15 protein-coding genes and 1 pseudogene are annotated in these 24901 nt (G+C 66.5%); 4 read left to right on the forward strand and 12 right to left on the reverse strand.

Features of this window, described 5'->3' with window-relative positions; translation table 11 throughout:
• Positions 1-788: 788 nt before the first annotated feature.
• Both AMYTH_RS48970 and AMYTH_RS50925 read right to left on the reverse strand, forming a co-directional pair.
• Positions 789-1298 carry a hypothetical protein gene (locus tag AMYTH_RS48970; protein WP_157360638.1) on the reverse strand — a complete coding sequence of 170 codons (510 nt, stop codon included), beginning with the start codon at positions 1296-1298 and terminating at the stop codon, positions 789-791.
• Positions 1288-11418, reverse strand: coding sequence for a LamG-like jellyroll fold domain-containing protein (locus AMYTH_RS50925; protein ID WP_267283897.1), 10131 nt, complete (start codon positions 11416-11418; stop codon positions 1288-1290). Before AMYTH_RS50925 ends, AMYTH_RS48970 begins: the two co-directional genes overlap by 11 nt.
• 472 nt (positions 11419-11890) lie before the next feature.
• On the opposite strand from AMYTH_RS50925, the gene AMYTH_RS45435 reads away from it, so the two are divergent.
• Positions 11891-12199, forward strand: coding sequence for a superinfection immunity protein (locus tag AMYTH_RS45435; protein WP_037322635.1), 309 nt, complete (start codon positions 11891-11893; stop codon positions 12197-12199).
• Positions 12200-12293: 94 nt separating this feature from the next.
• Here the strand turns inward: AMYTH_RS45435 and AMYTH_RS51235 are convergent, their stop codons facing one another.
• From AMYTH_RS51235 to AMYTH_RS0122230, 6 genes and pseudogenes are all read right to left on the reverse strand, one after another.
• Positions 12294-12491, reverse strand: coding sequence for a fumarylacetoacetate hydrolase family protein (locus tag AMYTH_RS51235; RefSeq protein ID WP_410468336.1), 198 nt, complete (start codon positions 12489-12491; stop codon positions 12294-12296).
• Between the two features lie 16 nt (positions 12492-12507).
• Positions 12508-12838: pseudogene (locus AMYTH_RS51240) on the reverse strand (fumarylacetoacetate hydrolase family protein); the annotation flags it as partial.
• Between the two features lie 413 nt (positions 12839-13251).
• Positions 13252-14193 (reverse strand): hypothetical protein, encoded by a 942-nt coding sequence (locus tag AMYTH_RS0122210; protein WP_027932171.1) that lies wholly within the window; start codon positions 14191-14193, stop codon positions 13252-13254.
• A gap of 48 nt (positions 14194-14241) precedes the next feature.
• Complete coding sequence (locus AMYTH_RS0122215; protein ID WP_027932172.1) at positions 14242-15126, reverse strand: hypothetical protein; 885 nt, start codon at positions 15124-15126, stop codon at positions 14242-14244.
• 1585 nt (positions 15127-16711) lie between these two features.
• The gene (locus AMYTH_RS45450; RefSeq protein ID WP_051362777.1) at positions 16712-17272 is read right to left on the reverse strand and encodes a hypothetical protein; all 561 of its coding nucleotides are present in this window, start codon (positions 17270-17272) and stop codon (positions 16712-16714) included.
• Between the two features lie 109 nt (positions 17273-17381).
• Positions 17382-17771, reverse strand: a complete 390-nt coding sequence (locus tag AMYTH_RS0122230; protein WP_027932173.1) for a histone-like nucleoid-structuring protein Lsr2 — start codon at positions 17769-17771, stop codon at positions 17382-17384.
• Positions 17772-17877: 106 nt separating this feature from the next.
• On the opposite strand from AMYTH_RS0122230, the gene AMYTH_RS48020 reads away from it, so the two are divergent.
• Together AMYTH_RS48020 and AMYTH_RS0122245 are read left to right on the forward strand one after the other, a co-directional pair.
• Positions 17878-18686 (forward strand): IS5 family transposase gene (locus AMYTH_RS48020; protein WP_157360499.1). Its coding sequence is split into 2 segments (ribosomal slippage): positions 17878-18229 and positions 18229-18686, totalling 810 coding nucleotides; the frame shifts between segments, so codons are not numbered across the junction.
• Positions 18687-18913: 227 nt separating this feature from the next.
• A complete protein-coding gene (locus AMYTH_RS0122245; protein ID WP_027932174.1) occupies positions 18914-20005 on the forward strand; it encodes a hypothetical protein in 1092 nt (363 codons plus the stop codon).
• A gap of 257 nt (positions 20006-20262) precedes the next feature.
• Here the strand turns inward: AMYTH_RS0122245 and AMYTH_RS0122250 are convergent, their stop codons facing one another.
• The 4 genes from AMYTH_RS0122250 to AMYTH_RS0122265 form a co-directional block, all read right to left on the reverse strand.
• The gene (locus tag AMYTH_RS0122250) at positions 20263-20694 is read right to left on the reverse strand and encodes a hypothetical protein (protein ID WP_157360639.1); all 432 of its coding nucleotides are present in this window, start codon (positions 20692-20694) and stop codon (positions 20263-20265) included.
• Positions 20695-20744: 50 nt separating this feature from the next.
• Positions 20745-21866, reverse strand: a complete 1122-nt coding sequence (locus AMYTH_RS45455) for a NucA/NucB deoxyribonuclease domain-containing protein (RefSeq protein ID WP_084022650.1) — start codon at positions 21864-21866, stop codon at positions 20745-20747.
• Positions 21867-21917: 51 nt separating this feature from the next.
• Entirely contained in the window at positions 21918-22811 is an 894-nt protein-coding gene (locus AMYTH_RS0122260; protein WP_027932176.1) for a hypothetical protein, read from the reverse strand.
• Between the two features lie 180 nt (positions 22812-22991).
• Complete coding sequence (locus AMYTH_RS0122265; protein WP_157360640.1) at positions 22992-23336, reverse strand: hypothetical protein; 345 nt, start codon at positions 23334-23336, stop codon at positions 22992-22994.
• Positions 23337-23974: 638 nt separating this feature from the next.
• On the opposite strand from AMYTH_RS0122265, the gene AMYTH_RS0122270 reads away from it, so the two are divergent.
• The gene (locus AMYTH_RS0122270) at positions 23975-24391 is read left to right on the forward strand and encodes an NUDIX hydrolase (protein ID WP_027932178.1); all 417 of its coding nucleotides are present in this window, start codon (positions 23975-23977) and stop codon (positions 24389-24391) included.
• The last annotated feature ends 510 nt before the right edge of the window (positions 24392-24901 follow it).

Below are 24901 nucleotides of genomic sequence, written 5' to 3' on the forward strand. Positions count from 1 at the left end.
GGGCTGCGCCCCAGAAGGAATTACGAGGATTGAACACAGCGAAGGCGCATTCCGTCGAACGGAATGCGCCTTCGATCGAGTGGAGCTAAGGGGACTCGAACCCCTGACCCCCACACTGCCAGTGTGGTGCGCTACCCCTTCTGACCTGCATCTTTAGAGAATCCGCTGGTCAGCTGAGGCAGTTTGGGCCAGTTCAGAGCCGTTCGATGCTGTTGATCGTCCTTACGACTGTCCCAGTGCCCCAGTTTTGCCCCAGGGAAACCTGGTGAAGCTGGGCCGACCGTACGGACTGATTTCGGTCGCGCTCGGACCACATCGTCCGGGCCGGTCCTCACTCGCGCGGGAAGGCGCACGCGAGTCTCGTCTTACCAGCATGACCATCGGGACCATTTCCGCTCAGCGCGGGGAAAGCGCCTGGGCGGGTTACATGGACCTGAAATGCGCCCCTGGCAGCATGCTGCTGAGTCACCACCTGAGGTGCGAGCAGTCCAAGCCAGCCACCTTGACCACGCGGTCAGGGAGCTCGAGGGCCGTTTAGCGTCTCCGGCAACTGATCACTCTGCACTACCGCGCTGACCTGCGAAAACATAACTCCTGCATGTCAGCGCGGACCGTTCAGATCCGCTAGGCCCCGTTCCGGCACAGTAAAGCGCACAGGACGCGTTCCCGGCTTCCTCCTTACTCATCGTGTACCACGACCAGCCACGACTCGCAAGCTGCCGGCGACGGGAAGGGAGGCGGCCGAACTCAACCTTCAAACAACCATCGATCAGAGACGAATTACAGGCTTAGCGGCGAATGACTTTCGCTCCGGAACATCGAAGCAACCACTCCAAAGCTCCCAGCGGCGCAGGGGCTCCTTCAACCTCCACGTGAATGCTCACCTCGTCCTCAGACGTGAGCGTGGCATCCCACCAAAACCATTGGCGTTCGGCAGGTTCGAACCATTCCAGCCAATCAGCGAGCGTCCACTCGCGCTCATTCACAGCGCGAGCTTGCTGCTCCCTGGGCAGTCCCCGCCACCAAACAAGCCATTGTTGCTCCTCTTCAAGCGTCCGTTCATTCGCACATTTTTCGACGAACCAATTTGGGAGCAATTCGCGCCATTCCTCGAGTTCGACAACACGGTCGGTCCGTATCACCTCCAGGACAACTTTCAGGACATCTCGGGCGCGGCTCAGTACAGCCCTGGCATCACCGGAACCCACCGCGGTAACTTCTTCGAGCCCGCCAGGACCAGGTTGTTCACCCTCTCTGAGCTTGCCCTCAAGGTGTCGAATCTCGTCGTCAATTAACATCGTAGTAACCGCCACTACCCGGGACAATATTCGCACGCAGGTCATCAAAATGACGTGGGCGGAGCCCGAACTGGTCGAACCCCTGGTTTATGTCCACCACAAGAGGATTAAGCGGAAATTGGCGCCTCATGCCTTCAGGGACAGCCTCAGATCGAAGCCGGTCGACATAACTCGTTGGGACCTTGAAGGTCTTGATTTCAGTGTCCATAAACCCTTGCCGCTGCCGCTTCCTCAAGAACTCTCGCGCTCGGCGTTCATCTCCGAAATTGAGGAACAACATCTGATTCCCCTTGATTTCCACGCTCCCGTCGGGACCGATGTCGAGTCTAGCGTTGCCTGGCCCCTCGACTCGATACACCGTCGTCAGGTCGTCTTCGTCGCCGTTGACGATGCGCATCCCGCCCTGGGGTGCGTTGATCTCCGGCGCGATGGCATCTGGCTGATAGGGATCGTCGCCGCCGTTGACGGAGTTGGGGTCGAGTGGGCCGAGGTCGATGCCGGGGTCGTTGAGGGCGTCGTCGATGAGGTCTTGGATGTAGTCGGAGATGGTGGGCGACGTCGGGGGGCGGGGGTGCGGTCGGCGGGCGTCGTCGTCGACTCGCTTCTGGCGGACCTGGTCCCGGCTGAGCCCGGGCTTACCGGGGGTTCCGCCGATTGGTTTCTTCTTCCCACCCTTGGACGTCGTCTTGCTGTACGGGGTGTTCTTCTTGCCTCGATTGCTCGGTGAGTAGATGGGCTGCGGCCTCGAAGTCGAGGTATAGGAGAAGTACGCCCCGTTCCTGGGCCCGCGGCCCGGGCACCACGAGCCGTCCGACCGCTTGAGCGTGGACTCGCATTCCCCAGCGATGATGTCGCGCGGGGCGAGGATCATGTTGCAAATGATGAATTGGCCCGCTTCGGCCCAGCCTGTCCAACCCCACGGAAGATCGCAGACACCGTGGCCGGTGGGGTCGGTGTTGGTGAGGGGGTTGTTGGCGGCGTAGGTGTAGCGGTTGGCGTTGTTTTGGTCGCGCGGGTCGAGGCCTGCGGTGTCTCGGGAAGTGAAGCCGCCCGTGGTGGGGTCGTACCAACGGGCGCCCATGTTGGTGTTGCCGCTGGTGGGGTCGGTGTATTGGTGCTGGTACCCGAGGGCGGTTTGGGTGCCGCCGGTGTTGGTGACCTTCCCGAAGGGGCTGTAGGCGCGTGATCCGCTGACCGCGCCTGTGGCTGGGTTGATCAGTGCGGTCAGGTCGGTGTGCAGGTCGGTCAGCGCCAGGGACGCTGCGGCGCCTTGCTTGGTGCCGAGGAGGTCGCCGCTGGGGGTGTAGGTGTAGCTGGTGGTGCCGTCGTTGGTGATGCTCTGGCCGGTGCCGGCGTAGCTGAGGGTGGTGGTGCCGGTGGTGGTGAGTCGGTTGAGGGCGTCGTAGGTGTTGGTGGTGGTGCCGTCGGTGGTGAGTTCGTCGTAGGCGTTGAAGGTCAGCTCGGTGGTGACGCCGCCGTTGGTGCGGGTGTTGAGGGTGCCGCGGGCGGTGTAGGTGTAGCTGGTGTTGCCCTTGGTTTGGAGTTGGTTGCGTTCGTTGTAGGTGGCGGTGTCGGGGCCGTCGCGGGTGAGGTTGCCGGCGCCGTCCCAGCCGTAGTCGGTGGTGGTGCCACCGGTGGTCCAGGAGGTGAGGCGGCCGGCGTCGTCGTAGCCGTAGGTGTTTGCGGCCGCGCCGGCGGTGCCGGTGGTGGTCTTGGAGGTGAGGTGATCTTCGAGGTCGTAGCCGTAGCTCACCGACGCGGTCACGGCGCCACCAGGTGCCTTCACCGTGTCGCTGGTGAGCCGACCGAGCGGGTCGTAGGTGAAGCCGCGGGTGGCGTTGCCGGTGCCGTAGCCGATGCTGGTGAGCTGGTCGTCGTTGTCGTAGCCGTAGCTGGCGATCGCGCCGGTGAGCGGGTCGGCGGCGGTGGCCAGGCGTCCGGCGGTGTCGTAGCCGTAGCTGGTGAGGCCGGCGGTGCTGGTGGCGGTGGCGAGCCGGTTGTCGTCGTTGTAGGTGGCGCTGGAGTCGCCGGAGGGGCCGGTGGCGGAGATGAGGTTGCCGCGGTCGTCGTAGGTGTAGGTGTTGGTGCCGCCCGGCGCGGAGACCGTGCGCAGGTCACCGCGGGCGGTGTAGGTGAAGGTGCGGTCCGGGGTCGCGACGGTGGCGCCGGTGCCGGTCTGCTTGGTGATGTTGCCGAGCGCGTCGTAGCTGTTGGTGATCACCACGCCGCCGGGCTTGGCCAGGCTGGCGATCTGCCCGTTGCGGTCGTAGCTGGCGGTGTAGGTGCGGTCAGCGACGTTGGGTTGCTGGGCGGTGGCGGGTTCGATGGTGGATTCGGCCAGATTCCACGGCGTGACGGTGAAGACCGTGGTGTGGTTGTTGCCGTCGGTGGCGCGGGTGATGTTGCCGGCGGCGTCGTAGCCGTAGCTGGCGGTGATCGACTCGGTGGCCGAGACCGGGCGGGTGACCGAGGTGAGCCGGTTGCCCGCGTCGAAGGTCTGGGTGGTGGTTTTGCCCAGGGCGTCGGTGGAGCTGGTCTGGTTACCGGCGTTGTCGTAGCCGAAGCCGTGGGTGCGCAGCACCGTCCCCGCGCTGTCGAGGTCGGCGGTGCTGGTGAGGCGGCCGGCCCAGTCGTAGCTGGTGGTGGTCTTCTCCCCCAGCGGGTTGGTGACCGAGGTGATGCGCCCGGCGCCGTTGTAGGTGCTGGTGGTGGTCTTCCCGGCACCGGACACGGCGGTGAGCTGGTTACCCAGGTCGTCCCAGGTGGCCTTGGTGGTCACACCACTGGGCGTGGTGACCGATGTCGGGCTGCCGAGGGTGTCGTAGGTGAAGCGCGTAGTCAGGTTCCGCGTGGGAGACGGCTGGCGCTCGACCACGGTGCTGGTGATTTGGTTGCCCAGCTTGTCGTAGGTGGCGAAGGTTTGCGCCCCGGTGGGGTCGCTGACCATGAGTTGTTCGCCGAGCGGGTCGAACGTAGCGATCCAGGTGCCACCGGCCTGCCCATACAGAGCGGGCGGGTCGGTTTTGCGGCGCTGGTTGCCCAGCTCGTCGTAGCCGTAGGTGGTGGTATTGCCGCGACCATCGGTGGTCGAGGTGACCCGGCCGGCCAGGTCGTAACCGATCGACTGAGTCGCGATGATCGGCTCGGTCGCCCCCGGCGGCGTGTACGGCGGCAGGGTCGTGGCCGTGGCCCGCCCCGCCAAGTCGTAATCGGTGTGCGTGACGTTGCCGTTGGGATCACGGACGTCGACGACTTCGCCGAAGGCGTTGTAGCCGGTGGTGGAAACCGGGGCGACGGTGGAGGCCGGCTGCCCGTTGGTTTCGACCGGCACGGCCGGAGTGGTGGTGGTGACGGGCCGGTTGTAGGCGTCGTAGGTGGTGCTGGTGGTGTAGGCGGCCGGGTTGCCGCCGGAGACGGTGCCGCGGGGGTCGACGGTGGAGGTGATGTTGCCACGCGGGTCGAGGGTGATCCACGTGGTCAGCGCCTGGGTGGGGCTGGTGGCCACGGCGCGGCCGGTTTCGCGGCCGAAGGTGTCGTAGCCGTGGGTGATGTCGGCGACGGTGCTGCCGTCGGCGTTGCGGTGGATCTCCCGCGTCGGGTTGCCCAGCGCGTCCAGTGCGAGCGCACTGGAGCGCAGCACGGTGGTGCCGTCGCGGTCGGTGGTGCCCACCACCAGACCGGCGCGGTCGTAATCGGTGGTGGTGGAGTAGCGGCCCTCGGCCTTCGTGGCCACCGCGACCTGTCCGGCTCCGGTGTAGGTGTAGCGGGCGAGCTGGACGTCGCGGGTTTGGTTGGTGGCGGGGTCGGTGTAACCGAGCAAGGTCTCGGTGGCCTGCAGGTCGTCGTCGTAGTAGGTGTAGGCGCGGGTGCGGCCCATCGCGTCCGTGGTACTGGCGAGGCGGCCGGCGGGGTCGTAGGCGCGGGACTCGAGCACCACGTCGCGGGCGGCGCCGCCGTCGCCGGTGAAGCCCTTCACCGTGCGGGTGGCGAGCTGGTGGCGGGCGTCGGTGTAGGTCGCGGTGAACTCCACCCCCACCGGGTCTACCGCTCGGATCACGGCGCCGAAGGCGTCGTAGTTGGTGGTGGTGACCCCGCCGGCGGGGTCGGTGACGGTTTCGACGCGGGCGTGGTTGTCGTAGGTGTAGCTGGTGGTGCGGGCCGGGTCGTGGCCGGTGACGTCGTCCACGGTGACCGAGGCGAGGGTGCCGTTGGGGTTGTAGACCGAGGTGGTGCGCCGCTGGTGCGTGACGCCGGTGACGGCGTTGGTGGTGACCGGTTCGGTTTGGACGGTGAGGCGGGAGTTGCCGTCGTAGGTGTAGGTGGTGTCGTCGGTGCCGGTCTGGCCGGTCGCGCCGATCTGCTGCAGTGTTTTGCGGCCGATGCCGTCGTAGCCGTAGCTGGTGACCAGGCCGGTCGAGTCGGCGACCTGGGCGAGGTCACCGTTGGCGCGGTAGCTGTAGGTGCTGGTGCCGCCCTTGGGGTTGGTCACCTTCTCGACCAGTCCGGGTGGCTGGGTGCCGCCGCCGACGGCGGCTTCGGTGCCGTCGGTGTAGACGGTGCTGGTGATGCGGGTGGCGCCGTCGTTGGTGGGCGGCTGGGTGACCGTCGCGACCGCCCCGGTCGGCGTGTAGGTGTAGCTGGTCAGGTAGCGGTTGTCGGTCGCGGAGTCGGAGCGGGCGTCCCGATCCTCGGTGACCCTGTCGTTGCGCGGATCCAGCGGATCGGCGGTGTTGAGGTAGTAGGAGCGGTAGGAGCTGTAGCAGTCGCTCGGCCCCGCAGCCCGGCAGACGGTGCGGGAGAGCGTGTTGCCGCGGGCGTCGTTGGCGAAGCGGGTGGTGTGCCCGTTCTCGTCGATGGTGCGGTTGACGAATCCGCCGGTGTCGTAGCCCCACACCTTGGTGCCGCCGGTGGGGGTCGTGGTGGTGACCAGGCGGCCGCCGCGGGTGGGGTCGTAGGTGTAGGTGGTGACCTTGGCCGCGGGGTCGGTGGCCTGGATCTGGTAGGCCGCGACCTTCGCCGAGTAGTGGGTGCTGACGCTGGCCGAGTCCAGCGGCCGGTGGTAGAAGGCGACCTCGCCGATGGAGCCGGTGAAGTAGCTCCACGTGCCGGCGGGCTTGGCGGGCCAGTTCTGGCCGTTGACCGCGCCGGCGCCGATCAGCTCGTAGCGGTCGAGGTTGTCGATCGCGCCGGTGGTGGTGCCGGCGAGGTTGCCGTCCAGATACAGGCGCTGGGTGTCGACGTCGCCGGAGAGCACGACGTGGTGCCACTTACCGTCATTCACCGCGGCCGAAGTGGTGATGCCGTTGACGTTGCCGTTCCAGAAGTGCCCGTAGAGCTTGCCGTCGGTCCCGACGTAGAGCACCGGCATGGTGCCCGAGGGGTTCGCCACACCCGGTAGAGCGTTAGCGCTGGTGGAGTACAGCACGCCCGGGCTGGTGGTCTGGAACCACATCTCGATCGCGAGGCGGGTGCGGCCGCGGGCCTGCCGGTCGGGCAGGCGGACGTAGGAGCTGGTGCCGTTGAACGCGAACCCGGTCGAGCCGCGCATCACGGGGCTTGAGGTCGGGGTGGTGGCGGTGGCCGAGCCGGTGACGGTGGCGGGGTCGTTGACCGCGATCGGGCTGTTGTTGGCGTCCTCCAGGCCCCACAGGGTGGTGGGGCCGGTGGCGCGCACGGCGTTGAGGTAGCTGGTCTTGGAGGTCGTGGCGCTGTAGTGGGCGCTGACCTCGCTAGCGGGCAGGCTGCGCGAGTACAGGGCGACGTTGCTGACCGCGCCGGGCAGGTAGCCCCAGTTGTTCGTGGGGCGGGCGGGCCAGGTCATGGTGTTGACCGCGCCGGCGCCGACGAAGGCGTAGGGGTCGATGTTCTTGATCTCGCCGGACAGGGTGCCGACCGGGTTGCCGTTGAGGTAGAGGGTCTGGGTGTTGTGGTCGCCGGTGAGCACCACGTGCTGCCAGGCCCCGGTGTTGACCTTGCCGGGGGTGACGATGCCGGTGGTGGAGCTGTTCCAGAAGTGGCCGTAGAGCTTGCCGTCGGTGCCGACGTAGAGCACGGGCATGGCTCCGCCCGGGTTCGCCGCCCCCGGTGCGTCGTTGCCGGTGGAGAACAGCACGCCGCCGGCCGTGGTGGTGGTGCGGAACAGCAGCTCGACCGAGATCTGGTTGGTCCCGGTCACCGACTGGTCCGGCAGCCGGATGTAGCTGCTGGTGCCGTCCAGCCACTGGCTCTGGCTGCCGGTGAACGGCCCCGGGGTGGTGCCGCCCCCGCTACCGCGGACATAGGTCGCCTGCGACAGCGTCGGGTCACCGCCCACGGTGGTGCCGCTGGTCTCACCCAGCCGCCAGTTGGCGTGCGGGTCCGAGTCCACGACGCTGGTGGCGTAGCGGAACCCGTCACCCTCCACCGCGGGCAGGGTGTAGCTGGTGGTGCCGCCGTTGGTGTCGGTGTACTGGGCGACCCGGTCGGCGGCGGCGTTGTAGACCAGGTTGGCCGCGACGCTGCCGCCGGGGCGGGTGATCGTGGTCAGCTGGTTGCTCGCCGCGCGCGCCGCGTAGTGCTCGGCCACCGTCGTGGCACCGAGGGGCTGGTGGTAGAGCGCGACCTCGGCGATGGTGCCGGTGAAGTAGTTCCACGTCCCGGCCGGTTTCGCCGGCCACGCGCGGGTGGACACCGCGCCCACGCCGACGAAGTTGTAGGGGTCGATGTTGGCCAGCTGCCCGGCCATCGTGCCGACCGCGGCACCGTCGAGGTAGAGGGTCTGGGTGTTGTAGGCGCCGGAGAGCACCACGTGGTGCCACGCGCCGTTGTTCACCGCGGCCGGGGTGACGATGCCGTTGACGCTGCCGTTCCACAGATGCCCGTAGAGCTTGCCGTCGGTGCCCACGTACAGCACCGGCATGGCCCCGCCGGGGTTGGCGGTGCCGGGCTGGTCGTTGCTGGTGGAGAACAGCACCCCGGGGCTGGTGGTCTTGAACCACAGCTCGATGCCGATGTAGTGCGAGTTGCGCACCAGATTGTCCGGCAGCCGCACGACACTCGACGTGCCGTTGAACCCGGCGGCGGTGGTGGGGCTGCCGGCCAGCGGCCCGGCCTGGCCCCAGGTCACGTTGGTGGCGGTGGCGTCGGCGGTGCCGGAGAACCCGGGCTGGTCGCTGACCGCGGTGGTGCCGGTGGTTTCGGCCAGGCGCCAGTAGCCGCGGGGGTTGGCGTCCATGGTGACCGTGCGGTAGTGCGAGCCGGTGGTGGAGGCGTAGCTGGTGCACGCCTGCGTCGGGTCACAGACCCGGGTGAGCCGGTCGCCGTCGTAGCTGTAGGTCCAGCTCAGCTGCGGGTCCGGGTGTGTGGTGACCGTGGTGACGTGGTTGCCGGTCCAGGTGAACGACAGTGACCGGCCCGACGTGGTGTCGGTCGCCGACGCGAGCTTCCCCGCGCCGTCGTAGGCCAGGGCCTGGGTGCGGCCGGCGGCGTCGGTGATCGTGGTCAGCTTCCCGCCGGCGTCGAAGGCGTAGCGCGTGCCGTCCTTGGTGCGCAGCGTCCAACCGCCACCGGTCACGGCGAGCAGGGTGGCGAACTGCCCGGACGGTGCGGCGTAGCTGCCGTCGGGGTTCTTGCCGAACCGGGACTGGCGGCCGTCGGTCCAGGTGAGCACGACGTTGCCGCTGCCGTCGGTGTCGGGCACCAGGCGGGTGTCCCAGCGGGTCGCCCAGCCCTCGCCGAACGCGCCGGACTTGCGCGGGTCGAGGCTGTTGTAGGTGCGCACCACCGACAACTCCGGCCCCACCGCGGCCACGGCGGCGTCGGTGACCGGGGTGGTGAAGTTCGCGACCCCGGGGTCCACTCCCCCACCGTTGACCGAGGACAGGTGGCTGGTGATCGCCGGCTGCGGCACCCGCGTCGACAGATAGGATCCGGCGCTCCACGGGCTTTCCGTCTGGTGGTCACCGATCTGGCCCTGCCAGACGTAGTTCTTCGACCACGTCATCCAGTTCGCCGGCACCGACCACACCGGGGAGTCGATCCACCCGCTGTCCTTGCAGTTGGTGTCGTTGCCGACCTCGCAGATCTTGAAGTGGTAGTTGATGCCCTGGCCCGGGTAGACGTCCCGGTCGTGCCCGGTCATCGCCAGCGTCGGGTTGAGGGTGGTGGAGTTGTAGTTACTCGGCGGCGACATCGAGTCGATCACCGGCGTCTGGTTCACGATCTGGAAGTTCACCGGCGCCGACATCGGCACGTTCTCCCACGAGAACCGCCCGAAACCGACGTTGTCCATGTCCCACCGCAACGTGTACGCGCCCGGCGGCAGCGACTTGATCTTCGCGTTCAGCGTGACCGACTGCCCCGGCGCCACATCGTGCGGCATCTTCGTCCACGCGGTCTGCTCCGCGGGCAACTCGTTGCCATTGGCGTCCCACAACCGGTACCCGAGCGCGTAGTTGTTGTTCGGGCTCCACACATCCCGGCCCCCGTTTGTCACCGTCACCGACATCGCACCGTCGGTCGAGGACGTGACCACCGGGTCCATCGCACCGACGTTGTAGGTAGCCCAGTAGGCGGTAAACGTGACCTCGAGATAGGGCGCGTTCACCGTGGCCGCGGAGGCGAACTTCTTCCAGCCGAAGGTGTCGGTCTCCGACGCACGCACGGTCAGACCGTTGTTCGGCGCGCCGTGCGTCCAGCCGTGCACCAGATCCCGCCCGGCGTTACCCAAATCGATACCGACCCACGACGAGCCGCAAGTGCCCGGGTCGTAGCCGTGCGCGAAGGAGGCGTTGGCGATCTCCGCGCCGAACGCCGGCCCCGGGTAGGTCTTGGCGCCGCCGACCGACCAGCCCGCGGTGACCGGATGGATCGTGACCGGCCGGGCCTGGCAGGAGTAGGCGTAGGTCTCAAACATCCACAGCTTCGCGCCCAGAACGTAGTTGCCCGCCAACTCCGAGGACACCGAATCGAACTTCAGGTACGCCGCGGCCTTGTTCGCCCCACCGTTGTAGGTGCCCACGCTGAGGTTCGGGTCACCCGAATAGTCGGCGTTGTAGGGCGACTGCACGTAGGTCGTGCCGTTGCTGTTCTTCACCACCGTCGGGTCGACCTTCACCGGGAACACCCGGGCCGGATCGTTCAGCCACGCCGCATCCACGCTCACCCGCAGCACCGGCTGCGCCGGGTCACCGATCAGGGCGTAGGTGACACCGGTGGAGCGGGCCCCTTCCCCGGACAACGGGTTGATCGCCGAGTCCTCCATGAACCCGGGCGGGATGATCGCCTCCACCACACCGGCCGCGTCGGTGAGCAGCACCGCGCCGTTGGCGTCCAAGCTGGCGGTCAGACCGGACAGCTGCAGCGGGAAGTCCCAGGTGGTGGGGGCGTCCTTGGACTTGAGGACGATCGTCTCCTTCGCACCGGAAGGGATCGCCTCCAGCAGCAGGTCGGAGTTCGGCCGGACATTGGGATAGGTCGCCGACTCACCCTCAACCTGCGCACCCGCCGAGGTCGCCAGCGCCAGCCCGTAGGCAACGCTCCGCCCGGCACCCAGATCGACCGACACCAACTCGGGATCGTTCGCCCTGGTCGCGAACCGCTTCGCGTTCGAATCCGCCCGGGTACGCAGGTCCGCGCCGTCCGGCACCAGCGTCGTGTCGATCTTGTCCCACGAACCATCCGGCTTCTGGAAAAACGTGCGGTTCTGGTACTTCCGCATCGTCATCGTGCCGTCCGCGTTGCGGAACACCTGCCGGTCGCCCGACCGCTTGCTCACGTCTTCCTGGCTCGTCGCGGGATCGAAGCCACGCACCGGCGGCTCGGCCGGCGCCACGCCGACCTGCGCCGTCGTGCGCCCCACCGATCCCTCGATCAACCCCGGTGACCGAAACCGCTCATCCGCCGGCAACCCCGGGGCGGGTTCGGCGTTGTGACCGCCCGAACCCGGCTCCCGCGTCGCATCAGCCGGCGCCTCATGCGAACGCCCCGCGGCCGACCCCCACTCCTGCGCGGGAATATCTCCACTGGCGGCCGCCACCGCGATCGAGGAGGAAGGCAACACCACCAGCAAGCCGGCGGCGACCACCAGCGCCACCACAATGGCCAGCCAACGGGACACCCGAGTCACCGAACCGAGCATCATTTCCCAACCCCTCAAAAGGCAGCACAAAGAAACCGCACAATAGGCGGCCCAAAACAAAGGAAATAATTCAAAGAACACGGCTGAACTCACGCCAAGGCCCCCGAGCCTGACCCGCGTTCAACCGCGCCCCGGAACCTTATACGCGCCAAGCCCACGATCGTTTCAGCGGTTACACAACCGTGACGAAACCCGTGTTTCAACACCGTGACTGACATAACATTAGGAAGACGTAACGGAACCGCTCAAACCACTGCGACACCTGTGAGAGGCAGCGATCCTGCGTCGCAATGAGTGAGACCCGCAGCACATTGACCGCCGAACGCAACGGTCTGCGACAATCGCTTTAGTCCATTCGGCTTGCCGCCCGCGATGCAGAAGGTGGTTACTTGCCCACCAGTGCGGCGTGCGGATGTAACGACCCAGGGCACGATCTCGATCTACGCCCAACACCCACAATCCTCAAGGGAGCAACGTGACCAGGCGACAGCTGTACCACCTTCTCGCCGGGCTGTGCGCCGTCGTGATCGCGACCGTAGTGCTGCTCGCGCTCGCCAGCGGGATCGGAGCCGCCCTCCTAGCACTGCTCATCATCGTCGGCCTGGCCACCACCCTCGCCGTGTGGTTCGCCCCGATACACCTCGCCCACCGACGCGGCGCCCAAGACCTCAAGCCCATCTTCGTATTCACACTTCTCGCTGGCTGGACGCTCATCGGCTGGCTCGCCGCCCTGATCTGGGCCTCCAGAGCGCCAACAGCACCCGAACACCGAGTCCTGCGATAGTCGCAACCCAGCCTCGCGAGCATGGGCGCGACCGAAGCGGGCAACGTCATGACTTCATCGTTAGCGCCCAAGAAGCCAGCTGCACGGGGTTCGCTCAGGTCAGCGACACCGGCGGCTCCGTGCCACGGCGAGACCATCGCCCGGCCTGCAGCACTAGGCCGTTCACCTCGCACTGGATGCGCAGATCGTACGGGTCGGGCACCTCGTCGACCGTGGTGATCCACGGTCCGAGCGGCATAGTGCGGTCGATGCTCTTGCCCGTAAGCCATTGCCCGCCGTGCGCACGTTGCAGGTTCCACTGCGCAGACGTCGTTGGCCACGCAGAACCCGTACACGTGCTCCCACGCCCGCTCCTCGGGGATGTCCCGCACGTCCTGGCCGATGACGAGCGCGACCTCGGCCTCGTAGTCCCATTTCGTGGAGATCGCCGCGTCGAAAGGCGATGTCGTCGGCCGGCCCGATGACCGTGTCCGGCCCCTTGGTGAAGAACGTCGGGTGTTTCGGTGCCTCCGCCGGGTCCTGGCCCTCGCGTTTGCCGCGCGACTCCTCGAAATGATCCCAGTAGTTCCAGCCGGTGCACAGGATGTCCCGGTTGAACCGGCGCAGCGGCGGCCCGAGCCGCGCCTCGGACAACGGCATGCGCGGCGCCCCGGTCAGCGTCTTGCGCACCGCGTGCACCGCATGCACCGTGCCGGCGCGTAGCACGTCGTCCAGTGTGCCCAGCGATGGCGGCAGCAGCGCGACCGCGTCTCCGGTCACCGCGCCGAGCCGCCACCCGCCGTCGCACGCCACCGAAGCCAGTCTCACGGCAGCACCCCGATCGCGTTGATCTCGATGAGGTAGTCCTTGTTCACAAACTTGGAGACCTCGACCATGGTGGACGCGGGCGCGGTGCCGGTGAAGTACTGGCGGCGCACCTCGTGGATGGCGTCGAAGGCGGGCCGGGAGCCACGGCCGGCTGGTGAGTGGTCAGGATTGCCTGAGCCACCTGCCGCAGCTCGGTGCTGCGGCGCACGCCCTTCCCACGACCTCCGACCTTAGCCGTGACACGTTCAGTGACTGCTGCCGATGACCTTCAGTTCGAGCCCGTACCGGATACAGGACGCTCGCGTCACGTGGAGCAGCATCTCGAGGAGCCGTAACCGCAGTTGGTCCAGCTTCTCCGAGGGCCCGTTCTCCTCGCGGGCCAGGCGCCGGTAGGTGGGCTCGGTGAGGTGCGGTTGCACGATCACGATCTCCGTCCTGCCGGTCGCCCTGCTCGCGGCCAGCATGTCCAGGAACTCGTCCCGCGTGTCGACGCGCTCACCCTGCGCCCAGCAGGCCGGCCGCTGCAACGTGGTCTTTGCCAGTCGCTTCGCCAGTTGCTCGCGGTCCGTGTAGACCAGGTTCTTCTCTGCCTGGCTGACCACCACCTCGTAGTCACCTACTGACACCCGGCGCCCGGGCGCAGCCGAGCTCGAGGCCTTTACGTGGATGATCGAGAGCACGTCGTCGTCGCTGAGGTGGAAGAAGTCGGCGGCTTCGCCCGAGCCGTCATCGCAGATCAGCCAGCCGTTCGTGTACGTCTGCGCCACCCAGGCGAAGAGCGAGTTGTCCCCGTTGCGCGCGATGGCGTCATGGATGTCCTGCGACGCCTTCTTGCCCGCGGGCTTCTCCCGCTCGATGGCGATGTTGGAGAAGTCCGCCCAGTCCCAGTCCGGAAACGGCGCCGGGGTGAAGTTCTGCTGCCACAGTTTGCCGCCGGAGTACTTGTGGCCGGACTCGTAGTAGATCTCGATGAGGTTGCCCTGTTCGAGGGCCTCGCGGACCCGGCGAGCAGACGGCAACGGTTCGCCGGCGCGTGGGTCGAAGCCAACATCCAGAGCGAACCCGCCACTGACCGGCCGCAGTTTCACCGCCAGCGTGCCACCGATCGTGCCATCGAGCCCGACGTCGAGGAGGAACCGGTCCTTCTGTGATCCCTCCTTGACCTTCAGGACCGCCTCTTGGAGCAACGCGGCGGCGGCCTGACGCTCATCCCCACCTGCCGCGGTGGTGGGCAGCTAGTCCGGGTCGATCGGGCTGACCTCGAAGGCTCCGGAGACCTGGCTCAGGTCCTTCACCTCCTGCGCCAGGTACCGGAACTGGTCAGTTCCGGTCGCATCACCCTCGAGCACCGCGTCGACGAGCTGCAGAACCTCGCTGACCGTCATGAAGTAGGTGCGCGGATCCGGCGAATCCTTGAACCAGACCTGAGAATTGCGCACGGTCACCCCGACCGCTCCCTTGAGGAACACGATCTCAGGGTCCTCAGGCATCTCGCACCGCGCCGAGCCCATGGCAAAGTTGCTGTCCTCAAGAGGATCCAACCCCTCGCCCAGGTCGATACCAGTCGTCGCCTTACTCGTAGGCCGCAGGCGGCTCGGTCGCTGCACCTGCCGCAGCCACAACCCTTTGGCTGCGCCAACCAGGAAGGTCGCCTCCAGCACCTTGCTGTCGATGCGGTGCAACTGCTTCTGCCCAGGCTGGTCGAGCCATTTCTGCAACCGGTCCGCCGTATTGCCGTCGGCCCGCACCGCCACCAGCCGTCCACGCCGGACCGCGAGGACCAGGTCGTACACGGTCTCGAGGAACTCAGTGCTCTCGGTTGCCCAAGCCGGAGGGTTGCTGTTGCGGCGAATGAACGCGAACACCTGATCGATCTCCAGCAGCTCCAAACTGCCAGCGCCGTCAACTATGTCGCCGGCCTCCCGCGTCAGCTCGCTCCGCGCGACCACCTCACTCCGTTTTCCGGCTACCCGTCGTCCGGGCCGCTCCAATTGCCGCCGCAGGACACCAAAGCTGACGGCAGGGTCGTCGTCCGTGCACTCGAGGACGATCACTGACAAGTACGGCTTGAGGATGTGCCAGGGCACCGGCGCGGCATCATCCCGTTCGTTGACATCCACCCGCAGGTCTCCTTTAGACCATGATTGAGCGTCGCGCAGCAGCTACCTCTCTCTGTAGCGCGCGGCCGACTACCCAAAAGGCAAGCGTTACTCGATCATTACGAAAGTGCGTCCACCCCAGCGACAGACAGGGAAAAACCAAACCGGAATGCGTTGCCACCATTCCGAATACCGGCGTTAGGTGGACAAAGTAACCGGACGCGTCGTGGCCGAGACGCGGTCCGAACCCAACCCGAAGACGAGAGGCCGGACCGCGCGCCGGGGCACCCTACAATCGCGGGCGCGGCGCCCGACGGGCCTGAGCGGTCCAGAAGGTCAGCGCGCCCAGACCCGCCACGACGGTCCCAAGGGACGCACCGAGAGCCGGAGCGGTCGTCAACGCGATCGCGACGATCAACGCGCCGAAGACGACCAGCAGCACGCACGCGCGAAGGGTCGTCGACCAGCCGCTCAGAACCTGGGCAGCCAGACACAACCAACCGTCACGAGCGGGAGCCTTGCGGTGACGGCCCGCGCGTGGCCGCTTGGCGGCACCACCTGACGGAGCGGGCGCCGGACGGCGGCGCCGCGGCTTCTCGTCCGGGTGATCCAGGATCACCCGGACCCGTTTGGGCGGGGCCTTCTCTGGCGGGTTGCCAGCAGCGGGCGGTACAGTCATCAGGTCCTCACGATTGTCTAGCCGGACATTCATGGACACTCACGTGGCCCCCTGTTGGCGCAGGGGGCCACGTCCTTTCCCCCACCAGCACGCAGGCGCTGGTGCGATTGGAGCCATTCTGACGGTTCCGGACAGCTACCCTCGCGTAACTTCAGGTGCGTCGCGCCGAGCGGTTCAGCCGAAGCGCCCAGCGGTCGGGTGAACCGCAAAATTGACCGAGGGTAACTAGTCCGGCCGATCACTTCAGCCGCACTTATCTCCCCCGCGACCGGTCGTCGTATCCGACCGCACCCCCAGAGCGCGCAGTTGAACACGCTTCGTCGCAGGTCGCAGCCGTTCGACTGCGCAGTGCTATCTCGAGATTCACGCACAGCAGGGCCAGGTCTCCTCAGGGACTCCCACATGCACGCGGCTGTTCTACTGTCAAGGCCTTCACCCTCCGTTGCGCCATACCAGCGTCCCCCGGGTGAAGATCAAGAATCTCTGGGTAGCTCAAGACGCGAGGTGCGCGGGCGACCGAGGGCGTCCTGGCGGGCAATCGACGCGCCCCGTCTGGATGAAGTGCACCGGTTCTCCCACCGATGGCGCTCGCGGCAGCCAAGCTGAAGGTCATGGAACTTCGACCACTCGGCGAGTACGAACCCACACCGCGGCCACCGCACCGGCCCAACAACAGCCGACATGACCCTCTGACCGTTCGCGTACCCAAGACGCTTCCGGAACTTAATCCTCGGGCCGCCTCGACCCTGCTCGGTATCCTTCGCGAGCTGAACAGCTCACCTCAGCAGCAGCGACCACGGGACGACGGGCCGGACGGCAGCTAACGGACGGGGGCACGCGTAGCCAGTGCACCGCGTCTGAAACTCGAGTGCCTGACATTGTGCGCGGAGTTCTCGCCGATCAAGACGCGACAGGTCCCGCCACAACTCAAGCTGTAGCAGCACCGAGGCCCTGGCGCCGGACATCCCGCCATTTCTTCCCGGGAGCCCAAGCCTGATGCCAAGACGCGGCCGCCATGCTCCCCTGCTTGAGAACCGCATCTCGAGTCAGCGGCGCCGGCCAGAACTGGATGAGTTGAGGGGTAACCGTCGGCCGGCCACCTCGGCGCGCACGCCGATCGCGCACCAGGTCCATGCCACGGAGGCAGTAGCGGACCCGGAGCGGACCTTCGGACAGGGCGAGCCTCCAGGACTGCTGCCCTGACCAGTCCCGCAGACGAACCTCGCCAGCAGACTGGAAAGAGGCCTCAACCACGTCCTCCCACTCAGGATCAAGGTCGGACGGGCCGCTCAAGGCCTCAACCTGCAACGGAACGCGCCCGATCGGCAGGCCGGTGATGAACGCCAAGCGGCCACTCAAAGCGGCTCCACAGAGACCGTTCTCCTGCCCGGCGAACGCGTCTGCCAGGTCGCCGAACCGCGCCTGGGCCGCCTCGATACTGAAGTAGCTCTCAAGAACGTCGAGCTCGCCGTCGAACAAGACCGTCATGTCTGCCCCCAGAGACCGTCGGTATCCCACTGCCCTTCACGCTGACGCTTCGATCATGCATCAGAACGACCGTCTGACGCACGCGTGCTGACAAACTGCCCCGGGAGTCCTACTTGGCCTTCTTCCGCCCCTTCGGCTTAGCGGGCGTTGCCTGAGCTTCTTCATAGGCCTCGACCACGTCAGCACGGATCCGACCGCGATCAGCCAGCTCGTACCCCTGCTCCTTGGCCCACTCGCGAATGGCGCGCGTCCTCTCCCGATCACCCGGGGACGCTGCGTGGCCGTTCGTGCTCGGCCGCACTCCGCGCTTGCTACGGCCGCCAGTCTTGCGCGCGTTGGCGACGAAGTTGGCCAGCTCGTCCCGCAACCGACCAGCGTTGTCAGCAGTCAGGTCGATCTCGTAATCCACACCGTCGAGGGCGAAGAACACCGTGCTGATGTCCTCGGTCACCGAACCGTCGAGGTCGTCGATCAGTTCAACGGTCACCTTCTGAGCCATGCTTCTCCCCCGTCATCGCGGTTGTCATCGATCGATTAACAACTCGTTTCAAAATGATCGGCGCGTCTGCTGGCCGTAGTTGATCAAGTGTGGGCATGCTGATGTGGTGATTGAGAAGTTGGTTCCCGACAGTCTGTGGCAGCGGGTGGAGCCGTTGCTGCCGCCGAGGCCTGTGCGGCGGAGTCGGTATCCGGGTCGGTTGCCGGTGGATGACCGGGCGGCGTTGGCGGGGATCGTGTTCGTGCTCAAGACCGGGATCTCGTGGCGGGAGCTGCCGCGTGAGGTGTTCGGCTGCTCCGGGGTGACCTGTTGGCGTCGGTTGCGGGCCTGGACCGAGGCCGGGGTGTTCGACGCGGTGCACAAGCTCTTGCTTGACCAGCTGCGAGCGCTGGATCGGCTCGATCTGGATGTGGCGGTGGTGGATGGGTCGCATGTACGGGCGTTGAAAGGGGGGAAGCGACGGGCCCCTCGCCCGTCGATCGGGCTCGGCTCGGTTCCAAGCACCATGTGATCACCGACGGCAACGGTATTCCGCTCGTGGTGTCTGTTACTGGTGGCAACCGGCACGACAGCACGCAGCTCATACCGCTGGTCGAGGCGCTTCCAGTGATCCGCGGGAAACGCGGCCGGCCTCGTCAGCGCCCGCGCTGGCTCTACGGCGACCGCGGCTATGACTACGACCATCACCGCAAGACCCTGCGAGACAAGGGCATCGTCCCGCGAATCGCTCGCAAGAACACCGCTCACGGCTCCGGTCTCGGCAAGATCAGATGGGTAGTTGAGCGGATGTTCGCCTGGCTGCACCAGTTCAAGCGTTTACGGATCCGCTGGGAACGCCGAGCCGACATCCACCTTGGCCTCATGCACCTGGCCTGCGTCCTCATCTGCTACCGCAAGCTGCCGACTTCATTATGAAACGAGTTGTAAGTAGCATCGACACGCGCCCGGCTCCCACCTGGGTATTCTCGATCCCCGTCCACCAAGGATGTGATTGAATGCGCATCCTGACGAGCGGTGGCGGCGGTGGTACCTAACCGACCGCGCCGCGCCATACCTCCCAGCGAGGCCCCCGGATGGAGACAGCACCCAGGGGCCTCGTTCGCTATTCAACCCATGATCAAACCTTGGTACAATCAAGGCAGATGTCTTACCCCCTTGACCAGCTCTATAAGACCAAGCTCCGGCTCGTCGGTCTGGTAACAGCTGTGATCGGCGTCGGGTTTCTCCTCGTCTCCCACACTGCAGAAACCGCGCCCGAGCTTGCGTGGCTCATCGCCTGGCCGACGAACGAGCTCGGCACCACGCTTCTCAGTGCAGGCGTCATCGCCGTCATCTTCGAGTACTACGCCCGCAAGGAAGCTGAGGAGCGCGCCGCGGCTCACTTTCGCATCGCGATCCGTCAGGAAGCGCCGGCCATCCGCGACGCCGTCCTCGACAGCTTCGCCTTCGCCCCGGAGGCGCTCCGGGGCATCGCCTCTGACACCACGCTTGACCGCATCGCCACCAATGCGCTCGCGCTGCGGCTCGGTGACCAGGCACTGGCCCAGGATGCCTATACCGACCTGCGCGACCAGGTCATCGCCGCTCCTGAACACTGGCAGGACGTCGATGTCTCGGTGTCCCTGAGTCCGCGGCCAGCCGGTCCGGCGACCGGGAGGGGCTCCATGTTCGTCGCCACCGTCCGCTGGCAATACCGCCTCCGACCAACTCTGGCCACCATGCGCTTCGCCTGCCTCTCCGACGAGTCCGAGTACCGGGAACTCCTCCGCGATCCAACGATCGCCTCGGCCTGGCACTTCGATCCCTCCGGCGGCCTCGATCCTGCTGATCCCGAGATCTTCACACTGTTGCAGTTGGCCATAGACGGCAAAGCGCGAAAGATCCGTCGCACCGTCCGCCAGGGCGCGCAGCTTGCCAGCGTGACACTGGGGCAGGACGCCGTCGAGCGCGATGTCACGATCTCCTACACCTACCGTGTGCTTGTGCAGCGTCACGGCCATCTGCTCTACCTCGACCTGCCACGGCCAGCGAAAGGTGTCCACTTCCAGCTTGACTACGCCCAGGCGGGCATCCGCCGCGTCAACGTCGTGGACTACTTCGCCAGCCCTGATGTCGCCCGACTGGAGCAGTCACCCGCCGACGTTCCTACCAAGACCGTCAACGTCAGCATCGACGGGCAAGTCTTTCCCAGAGCCGGCGTAGCGTTCGTCTGGGTTCTCGAAGACGAGTTGTAGCAGCGTCGAAAGAAGTGTCAAGGCTGATCGCCTGGACCAATCGACGGCTGCCGAACGATCAAGGCGCCTTTCTGCTGCGGCTACGGGCCGCGGCTGAACCAAGTGGTGCCATGTGTTCGAGAAGGTACGACCGGGCCGCAACGGTGCAGAACCGAACGACGCGGCAGTACACCAGGAGATGCTGAATCGGGGCCTATTGACAGCGCAGGCCGTGCTGACTCGATCAGGACGTCACGCAGCGGGAGCGCCCGACATCGTCAATCCTCGTCCTCTTCCGGCGTCGGATCGCCGGTTCTCTCCAAACGAAGCCAGAGGTCATCGGGCGCAGCGCCGGTTGCGCGATCAGCTAGAGCCTCCACCGTCAAGGCATAGATCCCCGGCCCATCCGGCAGCTCGAACGGCCCATGCACCCCGCGCGTGATCTCACTGACCACGAGTTGGCCTGTCGGGACCTCGATCTCCGCGCGTCCGAGGAGAGCCGTCTCGTTCGTGTCGCCCGCCCCGAAGTGGAGCCTGACCGGGTCGAGCGTGTCTGGAATGCGGATATAGGCCTCGTAGTCGTTGCTGACTAGGACCTCGGAGGTTCGGGTGCCCACCAACTCGTAGTCGAAGACGTCGACCTGCTCGCCATACAGCCCGATGAGGCCACGATCAGGGCGGACGCTGAGCGTCTCCGGCAGTGCCACCATGATGACCATTGTGGCGTGGGCACGACGAGGTCGCACCCACGCCACCGCTGTCAGGGAGTGATGGCGATGTAGAACGCGTCGCCGTCGAGGAGACGGTTGAGCGTGTAGTTGCTAACGAGCCAGCTGCCGGCCGCCTGGTTGTCTCGCGCGTCGATCAGCCGGGCCGAGTAGTTGCCGTCGCCCTTGGCGGCGCCTTCCTGGGTGGTGGCGAACGGGTACTCGTCACAGTTCAAGAGGGTGCCGTCGTAGGGTCCCCAGACCTCATCGCACGTCTTCCGTGCTGCCCGGTTGTTGGCGTCCTGGATCGTGGCGTTGAGCGTGCGATGCAGCGGCGCATTGACCCCGGGGACGTTCTTCGGCCCGCTGGGAAAGGTGAGGACCGGGTTGTTGATGGCGTCGTTGTAGTGGCGCGCGCTCTGCGGGAACGTCGGCGAGCTCAGGCTGAACGGGATGACCACGCGCGCGTTGGTGAAGACGGCGCCCTCGTTCTTGCCGGCCACCCGGCCCGCGCTGTCGAAGCGGATGTTCGAGTAGCGCAGGGTGTCGTCGCTCCAGGGCGTAATATCTCCCCCCTCGCCGTACACCCCCAACGTCAGCTGCACGTTACCGTTCACGATGCCGTACGGATCGGTGGCGGTGTCGGACGGCGAGGTGTAGGTAATCGTCCATTGCGGCGTGGTGTCCCAGCTGCCAAGCAGTGCCGTGCGCGCCTGGTTGGGGTTGGCGATCGAACCAGCGCTGTTCACAACGGCCGCGGAGAACCGCATGTCGATACCCCACCGGGTGGGATCGGCGTCGGCAGCTTCCCGGCTGACGATGATGTTCTCGGCGCTGGCGACATAGTCCACGCGGCGGGTGCCGTCGTAGGCGAAGCCGAGCACCCACAGGTCGAACGCGAGGGTGCCGATGCGCTCGTTGGTTCCCCGGCGGGCGAGGACGAGGTCGTAGTGGTGGCGGTGGCAGCTCTCGAAGCGGCTCTTGATCCAGCCTTGGGCGCTGTCCGCCTCCGCGTGCTGCTGGCATTCCTGCCGGAGGTCCTGCTGGTCATCAAGGGTGGCGACCACACTCGCGGTGGCGTCACTCGCCGCCGCGGTGGGTGGCGCGGCCAGGGGTATGGCGAGGGCTAGGGCCATCAAGCCGCTCAACACAACCCGTCTCAAGGCAGTAGACATCGTGACAAGGTCCTTCGTGAAGTCGGTGAACGTGTCGGACAGACTCGCGGCTCAGCGGTGCGCGTACTGCTCGTCGACCAGGCGCTGCGCCCGGGCGACCAGGGCCTCAATCTCGGCGTCGTCCTCAGGCTGCACCGGCGGAGCGGCGATCGCCGTACGTGGTGACGCGACCGCCGGCCGCACGATGGGCTTGCTGGTATCCCACGACACCGCCCGGCCGTCAGCGGTCGACGTAACGTTGGTATCCCAACGCCAGCAGTACATGGGATCAGCGCCCGGCTCGCAGTAGCCATCCGGTGCCCGGACGGACGTATCGACCGTGTTGAACTGGCGGAACTGGTTGTTGCCGTCGAGGAAGCGCACCCGGTTACTCGTGGCCGACAACCCGACTTCGCCAGGGATGTCCGTCAGGTCCCAGCCCGTCATGAGGTGGAACGACATCGGGTTGGGCTGGTTGCCGGTGACGCCAACCTTGACGAAGTCGTAGTAGATGTCCCAGGTCGTGCAGTTGCCGCAACTGGGAATCGCCATGAAGGTGTGGTTGAGCTTGTCGGAAGCTGTCGTGTAGCCGCCGATCTTCTGGAAATTGTAGCCGTTGGTGTAGTCCAGCCAGTAGGGCTGGTAGTCCGTCTCGGTGCCGATGTAGCGCATGTTCAGCCCGAAGGCGAACGACTTGGTCATCAAGTCGTCAGTGAAAAACTGCGTCTCGTTGTAGAAGTCGACCGTGCCGGCCGTCGGCGCCAGGCCGCCATACGTCACGTCCGGATAGACAAACGTCACGAACATGCCGTACATACGCTCGTTCTGGTCCGCGCACATCTGCGCCACCGCGTCGCGCGGTTCCCGCTGACACACACTGTCGCCGGCCGCGCTGGCCGTCCCCGGCGCGGCCACAAGGGCCATGACAAGCGTGAACAGCGCAGCAAAAAGGGACGTTCTTCGCATTCCCGTAAATCCCCCATCATCGTGATACGCCGCCTCGCAGAAAACGCCTGTGAGGCACTTGCGCACGCTAACGAGTTACCGGGGCAGAGAGGGGGAAACGCCGGAAAGTCCCACGATCAGCCGCCGCCGTTGGTAGCTAGCACCACGGACAGTGGTTGTGGGTTGCGCCGATTGGCGGACCTACGAAGCTGCGGGCCGGCTCATCCTCGTGTGCCCTACCACGGCGCCCCCAGCCAGAAGTACCGCTCCGACCCCGGCGACCACGGTGACGACCCCGTTGCGTTGCCGGGAACCCTCGCACTGATCAATGGCCTGGTAGACCGGCGCTGGCAAGACCTGCACACCGACCCCGGCGGCCGGGCGTCCGTTCACCAGCCGGTCCACCTCAGGTGACCGCGCGAAGGCAGAGCCGCAGATCAGCGCCTGCGCCTGGCCTTCGACCGTGACCTCCAACGTGGTCACGGCCGCCCACACCGCACCCGCGGCACAGACCGCCGCCATCACACCCATCAGCCGTGACCACACGGGAGCTACCGTATCCATCGCCACGTCAGGGTGCCCAGCGCCGAGAGAACGACCACCGACTGACACTGCCTCGGCCGAGGGAGAGCGGTGGCAGTCCGACCACTTGGGCGAGCTCCTGCAGGCTCTGCCGCGCGTCCGCCAGCTGCTGCTCTGGGGTTCTTGGCGGGGTTCCGGCACCGCGCTGGTACTGCTGGCACTTGGCCACCAAGTCGGCATCCGTCCCCTGCGCCAGGATGCCCCGGCAGTGCGTATTGACCTCCTGGACTTAGCCAGCCATCTGCCCGTAGAACAAGGTCAGAACGTTGCTACAAGCCGTGGCGTTTCCGCCCGCGCAGTACCGCGGATCGGCCCCAGGCAGGACATTCAGACTCGGCGAGGCCGGGCTCGCCCCGGGAGCTGACGTGACCGGCGCCGGCGCCGTCAACCCGGCACGCGCTCAGTCTGTCGGTGCTGCTGGCGGTGTCGAGCATCGCACTGCCCTCCTGCTCATCAACGGCTTCTCCGATTGCTCCGATCACACCGTTACACTCGGCGGCTGTCCACTGACAGATTGTCAAACCGGCCGAGCGGCCAGAGTGGGCCTGCATTGCTACGGTGCGGCTACTACAGCGTCCACAGCCTCGGCGGAGGGTTCGACCATGACCAAGCCCGGGTATCCGGTGTCGATCAAGGGCGTCCTGGTCCGGGACGGCAGGGTGCTGCTGGTACGCAACGAACGCGCCGAGTGGGAGTTGCCCGGCGGCCGGATCGAACCCGGCGAGACGCCAGAGCAGTGCGTTGCCCGTGAAATCGCCGAAGAGACCGGCCTGTCCGTGACGGTGGCCGAGATTCTCGACGCCTGGGTCTACCACATCGCTGTGGCCAGCAAAGACGTGTTCATCGTGACCTACGGCTGCACCACCAGCTCGGGCTCGGCTCCAGTGCTGTCAGCGGAGCACAACCGCATCGGCGAGTTCAGCGAGCACGAGGTGCCTGCTCTGCGAATGCCCGAGGGCTACAAGCGCTCCATCGCCACCTGGTTCGACCGACTCCGCGTCGGCCGGCCCATCGGATAGGCCCCAGCGTTGGCCGCCCAATGCGCACGCTGCGGAACGGCGCTGGGCCGCTTCGCTCCGACCACTGTTTGCCCGACCTGCCAGGCCAGCACCGCCGCATTGCCTGCCTCCCCGGCCCGGTTGGCGCCGGCGGTGTGGATGTGGTCTGACCCATCCGCCACCGCGGCGCTGCGCTCCCGCGACCTTGCCACACTCCTGCGCGCCTACCCAGGTCGGCCTCTGAACGGCGACGGTTCCGCGGTAATCCGTCTTATCGCGGTCGCGGGCGCGCTTCGCTTCCCCAGCAAGCAGCCCTGCCTCCCGCACCGGCGGACCGACTGACAGGGCAGCCACCAAAGCCCCCACCAGCGCCGGCCTTGACCATCGACACGCCGTTGCGGTCCGGCTCACCGCCGGACGTGGGTGCAGCATTCCCGTAGCGCCGCGATCGCCCGAGCCACGGGTTGCACCGCCGTCGGCTGATCCGCTGTCACGGCCCAGGCCAGTTCGGTGGCAGCGTGCGCGATCGCG

This window comes from Amycolatopsis thermoflava N1165 (assembly GCF_000473265.1).
GTDB classification, from domain to species: domain Bacteria; phylum Actinomycetota; class Actinomycetes; order Mycobacteriales; family Pseudonocardiaceae; genus Amycolatopsis_E; species Amycolatopsis_E thermoflava.